Source organism: Pseudocolwellia sp. G5-9, from assembly GCF_055808995.1.
This window is the reverse complement of sequence record NZ_CM147893.1, coordinates 3,045,097-3,061,497: the sequence shown is the minus strand read 5'-3', so window position 1 is coordinate 3,061,497 and position 16,401 is coordinate 3,045,097. Positions and strand designations below refer to the sequence as shown.

Sequence of the window (16,401 nt, the reverse complement as noted above, 5' to 3'; positions counted from 1 at the left end):
TACCTTCTACTAGTGCTAATATTTAAATTTGTTTTATTGTTGACTCATTTCGGTCTTTTCAGGAGGATTAGGATCAACCTTTTCTAATGGTGTTTGATACAAAGGGCCTTTTATACCGCACCCCGTAATTGCCACCAAAGAGATAATACAGACCAAAATAATTGAAATTTGTTTACACATATTTGATTAATTCGATTTTTTTCCCATGATAGACGTTTTATAATCAGATTGGTATAACAGCGATCTTAAATAATTTACCAAATTAGGTATAAAGGACAATAAATGAACGATAGTGAATATAATATTGCAGCAGAAGATTTATTACTGGCTGTAGAAGAGTCTATTGAAGATTGCGGTCACGATATTGATTATGAAGGTTTTGGTGGTTTACTCACGTTAACATTTAAAAATACCACTAAAATTATCATTAATAAGCAAGCTCCTTTACATGAAATTTGGGTTGCCACTAAATTTAATGGTCATCACTTTCATTTTGAAAACGATCAATGGATAGATAAACGCGGTGGAGATGAATTTTGGCAATTTATTTCAGAAGCCGTTAGCGTGCAAGCTGAAGCTAAAATTTCATTACAAGCTAATTAACCTCAATTCGGGGTATCCATATCCGTAACCATTCAAGATGCTCTGAAATATGCACCTTGATTGGTAACGGAGATATACATTAAATAAGTACGATCATCAAAATATAAAAATCAGGCAACAAACTATGAACAATAATATTGTACGCATCGCAACTCGCAAAAGTGCCTTAGCTTTATGGCAAGCAGAGTATGTAAAAGCACAACTTGAAAAGTTTCATGAAAATATTACCGTTGAACTTGTGCCTATGACCACCAAAGGTGACATTATTTTAGATACACCTTTAGCTAAAGTCGGTGGTAAGGGCTTGTTTGTAAAAGAACTTGAAGTGGCTATGTTAGAAGATCGTGCTGATATTGCTGTTCACTCAATGAAAGATGTTCCGGTAGAATTTCCTGAAGGACTTGGTTTAGAAGTTATTTGCCCACGAGAAGATCCACGTGATGCTTTTGTTTCAAATACTATCACCAATTTCGAATCGTTACCTGCTGGCGCTATTGTCGGTACTTCAAGTTTACGTCGACAGTGTCAAATTAAAGCAATGCGTCCTGATTTAGTGATCAGAGACTTACGCGGTAACGTGAATACACGTTTGAAAAAATTAGATGATGGTGAGTACGACGCAATAATACTTGCCGCAGCTGGCTTGATCAGATTAGAAATGCCAGAGCGCATAAAAGAATATATAGCGCCAGAACTTATGCTACCTGCTAATGGCCAAGGTGCTGTAGGTATTGAATGTAGAACTGATGACGAAAAGATTAAAGCGCTACTTGCTCCACTTGAATGTAAAGAAACGCGTATTCGAGTACTCGCTGAAAGATCAATGAATAGAGCGTTAGAAGGTGGTTGCCAAGTACCTATTGGGAGCTATGCTGTTTTAGAGCAAAACTCATCTGAACCCGTGCTTTATTTACGTGGTTTAGTTGGGGCTGTTGATGGCAGCACAATATTACATAGCGAGATCCGCGGTCCTATTGAACAAGCTGAAACGTTAGGTAATACATTAGCGCAAAAATTATTAGCGCAAGGTGCTGATAAAATATTACAACAGGTATATGCCGATCAATAACGTTAATGTACTGATCACTCGTCCTGAAAATGAAGGGCGAGTGTTAGCTAACAAGCTAGACAAACTTGGTGTCAATTCACTTTGTCAGCCTATGTTTGATTACCAAGGTAACGATAATCAAGAAACACTACACAAACTATTAAGGCAAGTTCAACAGCCCATTGTTATTTTTATTAGTGTTTCAGCCGTTACTTATGCAAATAAACTTTATACCCTGTCATCTTGGCCTGCTCGACAATTTTTTGCCGTAGGTACTGCAACCGCACAAGCATTAAAAGCAATTAATGTAGAAGCAAAATCTCCTACAATTCAAACTAGCGAAGGTTTACTGGCTTTCGCTGAACTACAAAATATTACCGGCCAAGACATCATTATTGTACGAGGAGATGGCGGACGTGAACATTTGGCTGACTCTCTTAAAGCTAGAAACGCGAATGTAACCTATTTTGAAGCGTATCAACGCATTTGGCGACAATTACCCAGCAATATCGAACAACATTGGCGAAATCACCATATTAATTGTATGGTGATAACTAGTGACGCTATATTACAAAACATAGTACAATTAATTAATCGATCAGATGGATATTGGCAAACCGCTTGTTATTGGGTGGTAGCAAGTGAGCGTATTGCACAAAATGCAAAGGCCTTAGGTTTTCGGCATGTAATTAATGCTAACGGCGCTAACGATAATGCTATTTCTAAAGTAATAACATCTGATGTAACAAATAACATGGAATAAGATGATGACCGATAAGCCAACGTCTAAAAATAGTGATAATGCAAAAGAATCTGCCAGCAAGGCGAATACTATTACTAAATCTGCTCAAAAGTCTGCTGACAGTTCATCTTCAAATGTACCTCAAACTAAAGTATCGGTTAATATGTCTAATAGCACCGACGCTATCAAAAGCAGTGAATCAGAAACCAAAATTGATAAAGCTGATAGCAAAGGTTCAGCAGACAAAGCGATTGAACCGCCAGTAAGTGATAAAAAGACAGTAACAAAAACACCATCACCTAAATCTTCCTCAGAACAAGCAAAACAAACTATGAAACCAGAATCTCGCTCAGAAGCGCCATCAAAAATATCTAAACTGGCTATTTTATCTTTTCTTATTGGTTTAATTGCCGTAGTGGGTGTTGTGTTACTTTATTTTTGGCATGTTCAACAGCAAACAGAAATTATTTCTCAGTTACAACAAGTTAAAAGTGATACAGCGAAAAGCAATCTATTAGCGCAAGAAAAAATAATGAAAACCTTGCAAGCTCAAGAAAAAAATCTTGCGATGCAATTTACTGATTCAGCTAATAACATGAAACAAGAAACACAAGAAAATATTGAAAAGCTTAATCAAATGGTTGAAAAGTTTAGTGAAAATCAACCAACCGATTGGTTAGTACATGAAGCTGAATACTTAGTGCGAATTGCTGCCCGTACCTTATGGTTAGAAAAAGACACAACCGCAGCAATTGGTTTATTACAAGATGCTGATGCACGTATTACTGAATTAAATGATCCTCAAATATTACCTATTCGTCAGCTTATTTATCAAGATATTGAAGCATTAAAATTAATACCTAAGCTTGAAACAGAACAAACCATTTTGTCGTTAATGGCGTTAGGCGAACAGGTACAGTCGTTACCTTTAATTACCTTGACTGTTGCTCGAGAAGCTGAAAATACAGACCGCTTTACATTATCAGAAAATGTATCTGACTGGCGCGAAAATATGGCGAAAACGTGGGATAGATTCATGCAGACGTTTGTTGTAGTACACAGCAAGGTGGGTGAATTAGAGCCTATTTTACCTGCAGAGCAACGTCAGCATTTAAAAGAAAATTTAAACCTTAAACTACAAGTAGCACAGTGGGCCGTAAGTAAAGGTAAGCATGACATATTTATTAAATCGTTAAACGATGCGCAAGCGTGGTTAACGCAATACTTTGATTTAAATGATGTAAAAAACAAAGCCTTTATCGAGTCAATCGAAAGCTTAAAAGGGAAAATAATTTCCGTAAATACAAATCATAAATTTGTTTCTTTAAAAGCCATTAGACAAGTATTGGCGGATCAACAGTCGGTTAAACCGCCTGTTAAGTCACTAAAAAAAGAAGTGATAGAAACGATTGATGAAACAAAAGAAAACGTAAATGAAAAAATTAAAGATGTAGAAAAAAACATTCAACCTGAAGTTAAATCTAATAACGTAGAAAGTCCTAAAACTATCGATAACTCACCTAAAAATATACAAGACGAAGTTATAGAAAAAAGCGCTGAACAAGCAGCTAAAGTAAGCGAGGCAGCGTAATGAAAAAACTCGGTGTTCTGTTATTAATATTTTTTACCTTTATCGCGTTTGCGCCAATGTTAATTGACGATCCTGGCTACATCTCTATTGCTATGGGTGGCATGATTTACGAACTTACTATGTACACGGCAATGTTTTGGATCTTATTTGTTTTTCTTATTCTTATCTTACTCTTTATTCTTTTACGAGGGGGTTTTAGGTTCAGCTTAGGTACATGGAATAAATTGGCCTTTGCGAGTAAACGTCGTGGAGTTAAAGATTTTGAAAAAGCAGTAGCGGCCTACATTTTAGAAGATTACGTACAAGCTGAGCATTTATTTGCTAAAAGTGCAGAACCCGCTCAACAACAACGTGTTGGATATTTACTTGCCTCATCTGCTGCATCTAAACAAGCATTACGTTCGAATACGCAACACTATTTGGGGTTATTAGACAGTATTGGTAACAATGTCAAAAATGGTAATTTAGAGTCAGTACTTGTGACTATAAAATTGCACATTGAACAAAATGATTTTGAAAAAGCACGTGCTTTAATTGATGAACATCATAAATTTATTGGTCACGACGCTCGTTTGCTCTCATTAGACATCAACTTAATGTTAATTGAAAAACGTTTTATTGCTGCTGTTGAATCTTTAGTGCTGGCTCGTAAGCAAAAAACAATAACAGAACAAACCATTACACAATGGGAAGAAACAGCTTTTTACGGGGCGTTTAACCAGCTAGTTCTTGAAAAAAATGCGGAAGAACTTTCTCGTTACTGGAACAACTTACCAAGTAAAGTCAAACAGCGTGAAGTTGTTGTTATGGCTTATTGTAAAGTACTTGCAGAGCAAAATATAATACAACCATTAAATAAAATATTACTGCCTGTTGTTAAAAAAGGAACAGATAAAACCTTTTTACAACAAATGCGCAGCTTACCGTTAAGAGCAGCGGATGAACTTATTGCTGTAGTGCAAAAGCATTTACACAAAGATCCACAAAATGGCTTATGGTTAAGTTGTTTAGCTCATTTAGCCGTTTCAAGTAAACAATGGGATATGGCCGAAAAAGCGTTTAATAGCTTAGTTAACTTGGGTGAGATTCAATACGACAAAGTCGACTTGATTGCTTTTGCTAAAATATTACAACAACGTGAGCAGTTTGAAAAAGCAGCACAGGTTTACGCTAGGTTGCATTAATCAACGCTTACAGATGTTATTGAAAGGTCAGTATATTACTGGCCTTTTTTGTATCTGATTTACTGGTGTGCATATTCCCTTATTAATAGTCATCGTAGTATGATAAAAATATAATAATTGAACCTAAAGCAACATTAAGGAAAGTAGAGTGGAAGATGAAATATCTTTTGAAAACAATGAAGTGAATGTTCAATCTTTACCTCAAATTGAACAACTTAAGCTTGTTGCTATATCCAGTAAGCACCGTATGGCTAATTTAGGTATTAATATACTTTTAATCCTACTCGCGCTTATTATTGCCTTGTTTGTTCATGTTCAAAGTTTTATGCCTATATCTCCTAACGCCGTAAAAACGGTCCCAATTATTTGCGTGATATTAGCACTCATATTTTTAGGTAAAACTATCTTTGGTTTTTTTGCTGATAAACGAAAATTTTACGCATTAAGAAACCAAGATTTAAGTTACATATCAGGCCTTATATTTAAAAAAGCAGTTACCCAACCTATATTACGTATTCAACATGTTGAGCTAAAGCGTGGGCCTATAGACCGTAAACTTGGATTGGTTAAAATACAGGTATTTAGCGCTGGCGGTGCGACACATACTTTTGAAATTCCGGGATTAGAAGTCGATACTGCAGAGTCTATTAGACAATTTATACTTGATCATAAAGATGTTGTTCATCATGGATAATATTGAAAGTTCGCCTGAACAAGACAAGCAAAAAGATACAGAGTTATCACAAGGTAAAGATAATATCGTTAATGACAATTTAACCCAAACGTGGCAAAGGCTTGCTCCTATTGCCATGTGTTATTTTTTCGTAAAATTGCTTTATGTCTTTTTCAGTAATTTATTCTTTTTAATTCCAGCCGTTATTTTTGGCTATAAGCATATTATTAATACCCCTTGGATATGGTTACCTGCATTATTGGGTGTGGTTATTTTTATTGGCTTGATTGTATTTTTAAATTTTTACTTTTTTCAATACCGTTTAGCTAACGAACATATTGAAATTCGATCAGGTGTTTTTTCTAAAAAGCATATCAACTTACCTTTTACTCGTATTCAAAACGTAAAACTTGTTCAACCCATTTATTACCGCCCTTTTGGTTACACTTGCTTGGAACTTGATACCGCAGGCTCTGCCCAGCAGGAAGCTAAAATTGTTGCATTAAAACTCTCGTTTGCCGAAGCTTTAAAAAAAGAAATTTTAACCACACATGATCAAAATGATATTCAACCTACAGAAATAAACGTAGAGCAAAGTAATGAACAAATAGTTGAAAACGACACTCAAGATGAAACCATATTAAACACGCGTTCCCTCAAAGACCTTATTATTCATGGAATAACCAATAATAGAGTATGGATATTTTTAGGGGGCTTAGCACCTTTTTTAGATGATATAGGGCGTTATGTTGATAACTTTTTTCAGAATTTAGGGATTGATATAGAGCAGCTGCTAACTTTTGCAGATAAGTCTTGGTGGCAAATTAGTTTATGGGCGCTAACACTTTCCTTTTTAATTTTATTACCGATTGTACTGCTTTCAATCATGGGTTCCATCATTACTTTTTATAATTACACCTTGAGCAAAGTAGGCGACAGATATATTCGACGTAGTGGGTTATTAACTAAGCACGAAGTAACAATGAAATTACCCCGCTTGCAAATGGTGTATAGGCAACAAGATTGGTTAGACATACTGCTTAATCGTATTAATCTAACCTTTGAACAAAACAATGTGATCGGGCAAAACTTTCAACCTGGGGGCTTAAATAATAAAATTATGGTGCCGTCGATTACTGCGGATGAATGCCAAACGCTGATCAATGATGTGTTTCCTGATAATACCATGGAAACATTAAGTTATACGCGTATTAGTAAGCGATTTTTGTTACGCAATATCGGCTATATTTTAACGCCATTGTTTATAGTGCTATCGTTTTTCGCCGCTACTACAGGGAAGTTCACATTGCTAAATTATTTGGTGCCAGCGTACTTAATATTGAGCGGATTAGTCTTTTGTCGTTGGTATCGTTGGGGTTATGCACAAGACAAATATTTTCTATATGTGCGTAAAGGAGTTTTAGGCGTCGACTATTGTTGCTTTCCTATCTACAAAGTACAACAGACTAAATTTATTCAAAGTGTGTTTATGAAACGCCACCAACTTTGTTCGTTATCTATCGTATTAGCATCAGGTGCGGTAAATATTCCGTATATCAATGAACAACAAGGTTATAACATGACCAACGAGCTTTTATATCAAGTAGAAGAAAGTCGAAGATCTTGGATGTAATGACTAAATAGGTGTTAACGTATTTGTTTATGAGTGTGGATTTAAAAATGAATACGCTGGAGGGGCTTTATCTACTATTATTAATCCTTTTATAAATTGTTCAATTTCATTTTACGTTAATTCAGTATGAATTCTAATGAAAACCCCATAAAATACGCACCATCTTATTAAAAATCGTCATTTGACCATCAAGGTAGCGAGCATTTCGTAAAACGTTTATGTTAGCTAAACACATATGAATTTATCAATAACCTTTAAAAAACCAACGGTAAAAGGCGCGTACGATTGGCAGTTGTCGCAAGAAATTAATGTAAGTAATGACGCTGGCGATGTGATCGCAAAAGCGGAAATAGAGCTTATAACCCTTAATAAGCATCGCGATGCTGATAAAAGCTTTGCAATGCTTGATGAGCAAGAAGCTACTGATTGGGAATTACCATTAGGTGTTTATTTTAAAAAACAAAATTTAATAGCAGAATATTGCGAAAAACTTTTAGTTAAGCCAGATACTAACGCAAAAACACATATTATGATTGAAGCAATAAGTGTACAGCCGGCTTATAGAAAACAAGGTGTAGCAAAGTATTTATTGAATGAAATTGCTCTACATTACCCTAAAGTTCAATCGTTAAATGTTATGAGTATGGCGATGAACTTATTTGTTGATTTAGAGTTTTGTAATGGTGAAGAAAACACGCAATATTACACAAAACTAGCACTTGAAAATGAAGCTATAGCAAACGAAGAGCTAAAAGCATTTTTTACAGCAAGTGGTTTTATGCAGGTAGAAATAGACGAAAGCTTATTAGCTGAGCCATTACCTTTCGAATTATTTATTGCTAGCCCTGCGACCATTCAAGCTACGGTTTCAGCATAAATTTTAACAATAACACTCATGTTAAAAAGCTATAAATAGATCGTAAAATAATTTTATCCAATCATACTTATGATTGGATAAAATTATTTACTTAACCTGAACTTAGCTTACTTGCTCGCCATTAAAAATTGCCACTGTTCGTTAAAATCATCACTTGGTTTTTTAGCAAAGCTCGATCTTACATATTGGCTGATTTTACCTTCAGCAAAAGAAACAATAATATTAGCTAAGGCAAGTTCGTTAATGGTAAAACCTTTACCTTCTCTTAATTTACGTTCTCTTAATACTTGTTTGAATTGAGATTCTAGTTTTTCAAAAAACTGATTTACACGCGCGCGTAAACGTTCGTTCTCACCCATTAAAGCATCGCCACTTAAAATGCGGCACATACCCGGATTGCGTTCAGCAAAGACTAGCAGCACATGTAAAATATGATGGCAGCGTACTAAAGCCTCTTTATGATCCGTTAAAATAAGATTTATTCTTGAGAAAATAGACTCTTCTATAAAATCAATTAACCCTTCAAACATTCTCGCTTTTGATGGGAAGTGACGATACAAAGCAGCTTCAGAAACACCTACATCAGCGGCTAATTTAGCGGTAGTAATGCGTTGTCCTGGGCTAGTTTCAAGCATACTAGCTAAACATTCTAAAATTTGCTGTTTACGATTGGTTTTTGGATTTACAGCCACTAGAATTCTCATTTATTTTAATTATTAATAAGTGAATTCTAACGGTTTTATGTTGGTGCTTTCAACTACTTTAATATGGAAGTTATTTATTATCCTGAAAATGGCATATTAATCAGTAAGCATATCTAAATTAATAAATGTAGGGTATGTGGTTACTTACTATTTTAAAAAATAAAGCACGTTATTTAACGTACTTTTTAGCTATTTCAGCGACTAAGGTTTGTGCTAGTTTTGCTTTGCTGGTAAGTGGTAAGTGTATTTCATTATTCGCCGTAAATAAGGTTAACGAATTATCATCACTATTAAAACCTTGCCCTTGTAAAGACACATTGTTTGCACAAATTAAATCTAATTTTTTTCGGGCTAGTTTAGCTTTAGCGTATTGCTCTACGTCTTGTGTTTCAGCAGCAAAACCTACGGTATAAGGCTTATTAGCTAATGCTGCAACGTCAGCCACAATGTCTGGATTTTTCACTAATTCAATAGTTAGGTTGTCGTTATCTGCGGTTTTCTTAATTTTATGATTAGCAACTTCAGTAACGCGGTAATCGGCAACGGCAGCACATGCGATAAATACATCGGCTTTTTCTGCTAATACGAGTGCGTGTTTATGCATATCTCTAGCGCTCTCAACTTTTATTACCTCGCAGTCTTGTGGTGCAGTAATGGTTACAGGGCCAGAAATAATCGTGACTTTAGCGCCTGCTTTTTGTGCTGCGTCAGCAATTGCATAGCCCATTTTTCCTGAGCTATGATTAGAAATATATCTAACAGGATCAATTGCTTCACGCGTAGGGCCAGCAGTGATCACCCAATGTTGATTCGCTAATAGATTACTTGTTTTATTCTTTTGATAAAAATCGCAAGCAAGGCTGACTAAATCAGGTACATCAAGCATTCTGCCCAAACCTATATCGCCACAGGCTTGTTCGCCTGCACCTGGTCCCCAAAGTGTTACGTTACGAGCTTTTAAAATACTTATGTTGTTTTGAGTAGCTTGTGCGTGCCACATTTGCTGATTCATCGCTGGCGCAACAACCAAAGGAGCGTCGCTCGCTAAACAGATAGTAGTAAGTAAATCATTCGCCATGCCATGACTAATACGTGCAATAACGTCGGCTGTTGCTGGTGCAATAAGAATTAAATCAGCCCATTTAGCTAATTCAATATGTCCCATAGCAAGTTCAGCTTGGGTATCTAATAAACTGTCTGAAACCGCATTGCCAGAAACGGCTTGTAGGCTTAATGGGGTAATAAAGGCTTTAGCACCGTTGGTCATTACTACTCTAATATTAGCACCTTGCTCTTTTAAGCGACGAACTAATTCAGGGGTTTTATAAGCTGCAATACCACCGCTTATGCCAAGTACAATATTTTTACCTTTCAGCATTTTCTAACTACACGTATATAAATTCAATAACGCTAAAGATACCACTAATTGCTAACATATTGAAATTTTGAGTGGAATACTGGTATAACTACTTATGTATGAATTTTGTACAAATAAATATTGAATTTACGATACGCAATACAAGGATGTCATTATGTTAAAGGATTGGCCAAGTGTAGAAAGACCTAGAGAAAAATTATTAAATCAAGGCGCTGCAAGTTTAAGTGATGCTGAATTATTGGCAATATTTTTAAGAACAGGAGTACAAGGCTGTAATGTGGTTGATTTAGCTCGCCAGTTATTAGTGAGCTTCGGCAGCATTTCTGCCATATACAAAGCGTCTGAAGAAGAGTTTTGTACCCGAAAAGGTTTAGGTACGGCTAAATACGTACAGTTGCAAGCTTGTTTAGAAATGTCGAAAAGGCACTTAGCTGAGCAGCTTCAACAGGGTTATGCATTAACTTCTTCACAAGCCACTAAAAATTACCTTATTAGCGAATTGCGTAACGAAACCAGAGAAGTGTTTGCTGTGTTGTTTTTAAATAATCAACACCAGGTAATTAAATTTGAAAGACTGTTTTATGGCACCATCGATGCGGCAGCCGTTTATCCTCGTATAGTGGTTGAACATGCTTTAAAGAATCAGGCTGCAGCCGTTATATTAAGCCATAATCATCCTTCTGGAATTGCAGAGTCAAGTACCGCAGATAAACAGATAACGAGTCGTCTTGAAAAAGCATTAGATTTAATTGATGTGAGGGTTTTAGATCATATCATTATAGCCGGTCATCAATGCTACTCTTTTGCTGAACAAGGCGAGTTGAGCCGTTAAAATAGTTGCAACTATGGTTAATGACAGTTAGTTTTACATTATCAAAGATAGGATTAAGGAATCTATATGTCTGATATTACAAATAACGAGGAAGAGCGTCGACAGTCATTCCGGTTAGATATGGAAAAAGAATTAGTTGATATTGTTTGGACTGATAGTGCTGGTGTAGAACGACAAAAGAAAATAGCTTGTCTTGATTTTTCTCGAGGAGGTTTAAAAATCGATTGCGATCAAGCCATTGAACCACAATCGCAAGCTGTTGTTATTTTTAAAGCGGCTAATCCTAATAGCCAAAAACTGCACGGTCGTGTTATACGTTGTATTAAACAAGATAATGGTTGGTTTGAAATCGCTTTACGCCTTGACGAAAATGCGCAGTAATACGTTAACAATGTTTGTTAAAATTTGAACTATAATTGGTGCATATCACTAATTAAGTGATAGCAGGAGAAACAGGTAATGATGATATTAGTAGGCGGTGAAAAAGGTGGTAGTGGTAAAAGTTGCCTTGCACAAAACTTGGCGGTTTATTTTGCCAGAGATAAAGAAGCCATTGTATTAATGGTTGATTGTGATCCGCAACGAACAACGTCTGACTGGATACAAGCCCGAAATACTGATCCTAGTTTACCCGCCATTAACTGTATTCAACTTTATGGAAAAATTCGTAACGACTTATTAAGCCTGAATCAACATTACGATTACGTGATTGTTGACTGTGGTGGTCAAGACAACCTCGCCTTACGTGCTGCAATGTCGGTAGCTGATCATGTTATTATTCCGTTAAGACCAAAACGTCGCGATTTAAAAACTGTTCCGCACATGGAAGATATGCTCAGTACATGTAAAATGGTTAATCCTAAAATGCTAGCTTCGTTTGTTATTACCCAATGTCCTTCGTTACCCAATCAAGCAGGGCGTATATTAGAAGCTAAAGATGTGTGTAGCTCGTACGGTATAAATGTTTTAAATGCTGTTACGTTTAGCCGAAATGTATACGACGATAGTGAAGAAAAAGGGTCTTCTGTGTTAGAAATTGATCCGGATGGCAAAGCCGCCGCAGAAATGATTTCAATTGCAGAAGAGTTAATGGCAATGAAACCGGACAACTCCCATGAGTTTAAGTGATCTTAAAAAGTCCAAGGACGGTAATACAAAAAAAAGACAATTCACTGTAGACGAATTTATTTCTGACGCAGAAAATTACGCAAAGGGTGCACCTGAAATTGTTAGTAGCGATATTAACAACCAATTAAATTTAACTCAGGCAGTTCTCGCTGCACAGCAATATGTAGCTGATAAAAAAGCCCAACAAGAACAAGCAGCAGCCAACCAAACCAAAAAGCCTTTTAGACATGCAACGTTTACCTTGAGTGAAGAAGCTATTACACAACTGTCAGAATTAGCTATTGAGACTAAGTTAGCCAAATCTCATATTTTGCGCATTTTAATTGATGAATTGTGTAATAAAGCGCAACAAGAAAAAATACACAAATTGTTAGGATCTAAAATAGACTGAGTCAGTCTGTTTTTTATACTATTCGATGGTAAATAAACCATAAAGTACATTGTAGTACTGTTTGTTACCTCTTAATTTAGCCTTTAACTTATTGAAAAATAGGAATATTCAATAGTTTTTCAATAGGATCTTTAGAAAAGCTAGCAATAACTTTTCAGTTTCTCTATAATATGCCACCTTTTTCAGGATCCCGAGGCGACGGTCTTGGGGAAATATAGCTCGAGCTGAAATTAATATTGGAGTACTCATTATGTCTAAAGTTTGCCAAGTAACAGGCAAAAAGCCAATGGTTGGAAACAACCGTTCGCACGCAAGAAACGCGACTCGTCGTCGTTTTTTACCTAACCTTCAAACTCACCGTTTTTGGGTTGAAAGCGAAAATTGTTTCGTTAAATTACGTTTAACTCCGAAAGGAATGCGTATTATCGATAAAAAAGGTATTGATGCAGTTTTAACTGATATTCGTGCCAATGGCGAAAAAGTTTAAGGAATCATCATGCGTGATAAAATTCGTTTAGTTTCTAGTGCTGGTACTGGTCATTTTTATACTACAGATAAAAATAAAAAGACTATGCCTGAGAAAATGGAGATCAAAAAGTTTGATCCTCGTATTCGTCAGCACGTTATGTACAAAGAAGCAAAAATCAAGTAATTGATAACTGCTTATTTAAAAACCCAGCTTTTGCTGGGTTTTTTATTGCCTAAATTACGGTATTATTGTTGTTCTTCAATTTAACTGATCAGAGTCTATGAAATTATCTCGTACAGGTTGGAACAACGTTATTATCTTCGCAGTAATGGCGTTTATTTTATTAATTAATGTCACCAACAATAAAATATTTTCTGAAGATGAAAGCACCTCAAATACGGAACAAGCAACGTTATTTGGCGCACATGCCACTATTCTCACGTTAACCTTTTATCCCAATGTAACGATTGAACGTATAGGAAAAACATGGCGTTCTACCCCTGCTACGCTAAATGAACAAGGGCTAGAGCAAATGATGCGGTCATGGAAACATAGCGAAGGCGATACCGTTAAGCATCCTCCATTACTCGACGAAAAAATGGCTTTAGTGGTTAAAGTAGAACTTGCTGGGCAAGATGAACCTTATACGTTAAACCTATATGCCACTGATACAGAGCTCCTTATATTTAATCGCACCACACAGGTATGGAAATCTTTCCCTCTCGCTATTTTCTCTCAGCTTGTACCGAATGAAATTTTGTCAGTATAACGATAATGCTAGCTTTAACTATTAATGGGAGGATTAACATGAGTTCACCTCAACAGCACTGTGTTATTTTAACCATGGACTGCTTAGATGACTTTGAAGTTTACGACCACTTAATTGACGAACCGCTACAAAAATTAGGTTGGCAAACTCATACCATTTCATGGAAAGCAGAAAATGTGGATTGGAACAAATACGATGCGGTTGTGATTCGTTCGCCATGGGATTATCAAGATCATGCGGATGCTTTTTTAAAAGTACTCTCAAATATCGAAGCTTCATCGGCACACCTTGAAAATAGCTTATCAATTATTGAGTGGAATATTGATAAAATTTACTTAAAAGCCCTAGAAGAAATACGTATCAATATAGTACCTACGCTGTGGGAAAACGAAATTTCTGTTGCGTCAGTTAACCGTTTTTTTAATTATTTCAATACTGATCAGTTAGTGATCAAACCTCGTATTTCTGCCAATGCCGATAATACGTTTTGGCTAACTAAAAACAATATTGAAAACCACTTAGCTGAATTAACAGCCATATTTAAAAATGAATCATTTATGGTTCAACCCTTCATGGAAAGCGTAATAAAGGAAGGCGAATTCTCGTTGTTTTATTTTAATGGTACGTTGAGTCACACAATCCTTAAAACGCCAAAAAACAACGATTTTAGAGTACAAGAAGAGCATGGCGGCAGATTAACTACCGTTGAACCTGAAGCCGAGCTATTAACCCAAGCTGAAAACACATTAGCGGCCATAGCTAAAATTCATAATATGCCTTTGTATGCACGGCTTGATTACGTACGCGATCAAACATCTTTCGCTTTAATGGAAGCCGAACTGATAGAGCCTTCGCTGTATTTTAATATGGATCCTGAATCACCCACGCGCTTTGCCCAAGCATTTGTTGATAAAATGAATACTCACAATGCATCTTAATCTCCTTAACTTGGTTCTAAATTATGCCTGAATTACCCGAAGTAGAAGTATGCCGACAAGGCATTACACCTCATATACTTGATCAAACCGTTACCAAGGTTATTGTGCGTAATGCTAAATTACGTTGGCCTATTCCTGATAGCGTTCATAGTATGGTTAACAGCAAAGTTGAATCAGTAGAGCGTCGCTCTAAATACTTATTAATTAAGTTTTCGCACGGCACACTAGTTTTACATTTAGGGATGTCGGGTACGATCCGTGTTATTGATGCTAATACCGAAGTGGCTAAACACGATCATTTTGATTTAGTGTTAAGTAACAACAAAGCATTAAGATTGAACGATCCAAGACGTTTTGGTGCGGTATTATGGTTTGAGCAACATATTGATGAACAAGGTTTACTGGCTAAATTGGGGCCTGAACCATTAAGTGATGATTTGACCCCAGATTATCTGTTTGAAAAGTCGAGAAACCGTAAAGTTCCCATCAAAACCTTTCTAATGAATAGCCATATTGTTGTGGGCGTAGGTAATATTTATGCCAACGAATCGTTATTTAAAGCGGGGATATTACCTACAGCACTTGCAGGAAGTATATCGAAAAAACGTTTTAACGCCCTAACCGATATTATTAAAGAAGTACTTGCTGCAGCTATCGCACAAGGCGGCACAACCTTAAAAGATTTTACTCAAGCTGATGGGCGCCCTGGGTATTTTGCTCAGCAACTTTTAGTGTATGGCCGAGCAGGGAAAAAATGCATGGTGTGTGAAACCATATTAGAAGAAGTAAGGCAGTCCAACCGAAGCTCAGTTTTTTGTCCTACTTGCCAGAAAAAATAAGCTGGGCAGTTTAGTTTAAGGCTTTAGTACTTCATCTAAAGCCGTTTTTACTATCGGATGTACAAAACTACTCACATCACCATTATGTAAAGCCACCTCTTTCACTATTGTTGACGAAATAAAGCTATTCTCTTCAGAAGGCGTTAAAAATACAGACTCTAAATCAGGCGATAAACGTCTATTCATGTTCGCAAGCTGAAACTCATATTCAAAATCAGAAACAGCACGTAAACCTCTCACTAAAACAGAAGCATTTTGTTGTTTAGCAAAATCAACCAATAGTCCTGTAAAGCCTACCACCGTTACATTAGGTAAGTGCTGTGTAACTTGTTGTATCATTTCAACGCGCTTAGCTAAATCAAAACAAGGCTTTTTACTTGGGTTAGATGCCACCGCAATTACCACTTCAGAAAACAAATTACTTGCACGTGTAATTAAGTCAGTATGACCATTCGTTACTGGATCAAATGTTCCCGGATATATCGCTTTTATAGGCATAAAATAATCTTCATTAAAAGTAGTGAAAGCTATTGTAATGGCCTACCGTTTTAAATTCAAAAGACATTATTAAAGATATTGCATTTTAAAAAGAGAAAACTTAA

Annotated in this window: 21 protein-coding genes; 17 read left to right on the top strand and 4 right to left on the bottom strand. The window is 36.2% G+C overall.

Features of this window, described 5'->3' with window-relative positions:
• Positions 1-33: 33 nt before the first annotated feature.
• Positions 34-180, bottom strand: coding sequence for an LPS translocon maturation chaperone LptM (gene lptM / locus AC0L5Q_RS13245; protein WP_473609322.1), 147 nt, complete (start codon positions 178-180; stop codon positions 34-36).
• A gap of 102 nt (positions 181-282) precedes the next feature.
• Between lptM and cyaY the strand changes: the two genes are divergently transcribed.
• The 8 genes from cyaY to AC0L5Q_RS13205 all read left to right on the top strand — a co-directional run bounded on the left by cyaY (position 283) and on the right by AC0L5Q_RS13205 (position 8,351).
• Positions 283-603 (top strand): iron donor protein CyaY, encoded by a 321-nt coding sequence (cyaY, locus tag AC0L5Q_RS13240; RefSeq protein WP_473609318.1) that lies wholly within the window; start codon positions 283-285, stop codon positions 601-603.
• A 124-nt stretch (positions 604-727) separates the two neighbouring features.
• The gene (gene hemC, locus AC0L5Q_RS13235) at positions 728-1,672 is read left to right on the top strand and encodes a hydroxymethylbilane synthase (RefSeq protein WP_473609315.1); all 945 of its coding nucleotides are present in this window, start codon (positions 728-730) and stop codon (positions 1,670-1,672) included.
• The gene (locus tag AC0L5Q_RS13230; protein WP_473609311.1) at positions 1,659-2,414 is read left to right on the top strand and encodes a uroporphyrinogen-III synthase; all 756 of its coding nucleotides are present in this window, start codon (positions 1,659-1,661) and stop codon (positions 2,412-2,414) included. Before hemC ends, AC0L5Q_RS13230 begins: the two co-directional genes overlap by 14 nt.
• 1 nt (position 2,415) lies before the next feature.
• A complete protein-coding gene (locus AC0L5Q_RS13225) occupies positions 2,416-3,984 on the top strand; it encodes a uroporphyrinogen-III C-methyltransferase (RefSeq protein WP_473609307.1) in 1,569 nt (522 codons plus the stop codon).
• Positions 3,984-5,168, top strand: a complete 1,185-nt coding sequence (locus tag AC0L5Q_RS13220) for a heme biosynthesis HemY N-terminal domain-containing protein (RefSeq protein ID WP_473609302.1) — start codon at positions 3,984-3,986, stop codon at positions 5,166-5,168. The genes AC0L5Q_RS13225 and AC0L5Q_RS13220 overlap by 1 nt, the downstream gene beginning before the upstream one ends.
• A gap of 148 nt (positions 5,169-5,316) precedes the next feature.
• Positions 5,317-5,862 (top strand): PH domain-containing protein, encoded by a 546-nt coding sequence (locus tag AC0L5Q_RS13215; RefSeq protein ID WP_473609299.1) that lies wholly within the window; start codon positions 5,317-5,319, stop codon positions 5,860-5,862.
• Complete coding sequence (locus AC0L5Q_RS13210; protein ID WP_473609294.1) at positions 5,855-7,474, top strand: PH domain-containing protein; 1,620 nt, start codon at positions 5,855-5,857, stop codon at positions 7,472-7,474. Before AC0L5Q_RS13215 ends, AC0L5Q_RS13210 begins: the two co-directional genes overlap by 8 nt.
• Before the next feature lie 235 nt (positions 7,475-7,709).
• Entirely contained in the window at positions 7,710-8,351 is a 642-nt protein-coding gene (locus tag AC0L5Q_RS13205; protein WP_473609291.1) for a GNAT family N-acetyltransferase, read from the top strand.
• Between the two features lie 107 nt (positions 8,352-8,458).
• Here AC0L5Q_RS13205 and slmA read toward each other — a convergent pair whose 3' ends face one another.
• Together slmA and coaBC are read right to left on the bottom strand one after the other, a co-directional pair.
• Positions 8,459-9,043: a nucleoid occlusion factor SlmA gene (gene slmA, locus AC0L5Q_RS13200; protein WP_077339799.1), complete on the bottom strand. Its 585-nt coding sequence runs from the start codon at positions 9,041-9,043 to the stop codon at positions 8,459-8,461.
• A gap of 181 nt (positions 9,044-9,224) precedes the next feature.
• Positions 9,225-10,433 carry a bifunctional phosphopantothenoylcysteine decarboxylase/phosphopantothenate--cysteine ligase CoaBC gene (gene coaBC / locus AC0L5Q_RS13195; RefSeq protein ID WP_473609285.1) on the bottom strand — a complete coding sequence of 403 codons (1,209 nt, stop codon included), beginning with the start codon at positions 10,431-10,433 and terminating at the stop codon, positions 9,225-9,227.
• Between the two features lie 151 nt (positions 10,434-10,584).
• Here coaBC and radC point away from each other — a divergent pair, with 151 nt between their 5' ends.
• The 9 genes from radC to mutM all read left to right on the top strand — a co-directional run bounded on the left by radC (position 10,585) and on the right by mutM (position 15,799).
• Entirely contained in the window at positions 10,585-11,265 is a 681-nt protein-coding gene (gene radC / locus AC0L5Q_RS13190) for a RadC family protein (RefSeq protein ID WP_473618305.1), read from the top strand.
• 66 nt (positions 11,266-11,331) lie between these two features.
• The gene (locus tag AC0L5Q_RS13185) at positions 11,332-11,646 is read left to right on the top strand and encodes a PilZ domain-containing protein (RefSeq protein ID WP_473609281.1); all 315 of its coding nucleotides are present in this window, start codon (positions 11,332-11,334) and stop codon (positions 11,644-11,646) included.
• 78 nt (positions 11,647-11,724) lie between these two features.
• Positions 11,725-12,393, top strand: a complete 669-nt coding sequence (locus AC0L5Q_RS13180) for an AAA family ATPase (protein WP_077339807.1) — start codon at positions 11,725-11,727, stop codon at positions 12,391-12,393.
• On the top strand, positions 12,380-12,784 hold the full coding sequence (locus tag AC0L5Q_RS13175; RefSeq protein WP_473609274.1) for a hypothetical protein: 405 nt from the start codon (positions 12,380-12,382) through the stop codon (positions 12,782-12,784). The genes AC0L5Q_RS13180 and AC0L5Q_RS13175 overlap by 14 nt, the downstream gene beginning before the upstream one ends.
• A gap of 250 nt (positions 12,785-13,034) precedes the next feature.
• On the top strand, positions 13,035-13,271 hold the full coding sequence (gene rpmB / locus AC0L5Q_RS13170; RefSeq protein WP_076417462.1) for a 50S ribosomal protein L28: 237 nt from the start codon (positions 13,035-13,037) through the stop codon (positions 13,269-13,271).
• Between the two features lie 9 nt (positions 13,272-13,280).
• A complete protein-coding gene (gene rpmG / locus AC0L5Q_RS13165; RefSeq protein WP_070375415.1) occupies positions 13,281-13,436 on the top strand; it encodes a 50S ribosomal protein L33 in 156 nt (51 codons plus the stop codon).
• Between the two features lie 97 nt (positions 13,437-13,533).
• Positions 13,534-14,022 (top strand): hypothetical protein, encoded by a 489-nt coding sequence (locus AC0L5Q_RS13160; protein WP_473609265.1) that lies wholly within the window; start codon positions 13,534-13,536, stop codon positions 14,020-14,022.
• Positions 14,023-14,060: 38 nt separating this feature from the next.
• Entirely contained in the window at positions 14,061-14,960 is a 900-nt protein-coding gene (locus AC0L5Q_RS13155) for an ATP-grasp domain-containing protein (RefSeq protein ID WP_473609261.1), read from the top strand.
• Positions 14,961-14,983: 23 nt separating this feature from the next.
• Entirely contained in the window at positions 14,984-15,799 is an 816-nt protein-coding gene (mutM, locus tag AC0L5Q_RS13150; RefSeq protein ID WP_473609259.1) for a bifunctional DNA-formamidopyrimidine glycosylase/DNA-(apurinic or apyrimidinic site) lyase, read from the top strand.
• Between the two features lie 15 nt (positions 15,800-15,814).
• Here the strand turns inward: mutM and coaD are convergent, their stop codons facing one another.
• Positions 15,815-16,297, bottom strand: coding sequence for a pantetheine-phosphate adenylyltransferase (gene coaD, locus AC0L5Q_RS13145; protein WP_473609255.1), 483 nt, complete (start codon positions 16,295-16,297; stop codon positions 15,815-15,817).
• Between the last annotated feature and the right edge of the window lie 104 nt (positions 16,298-16,401).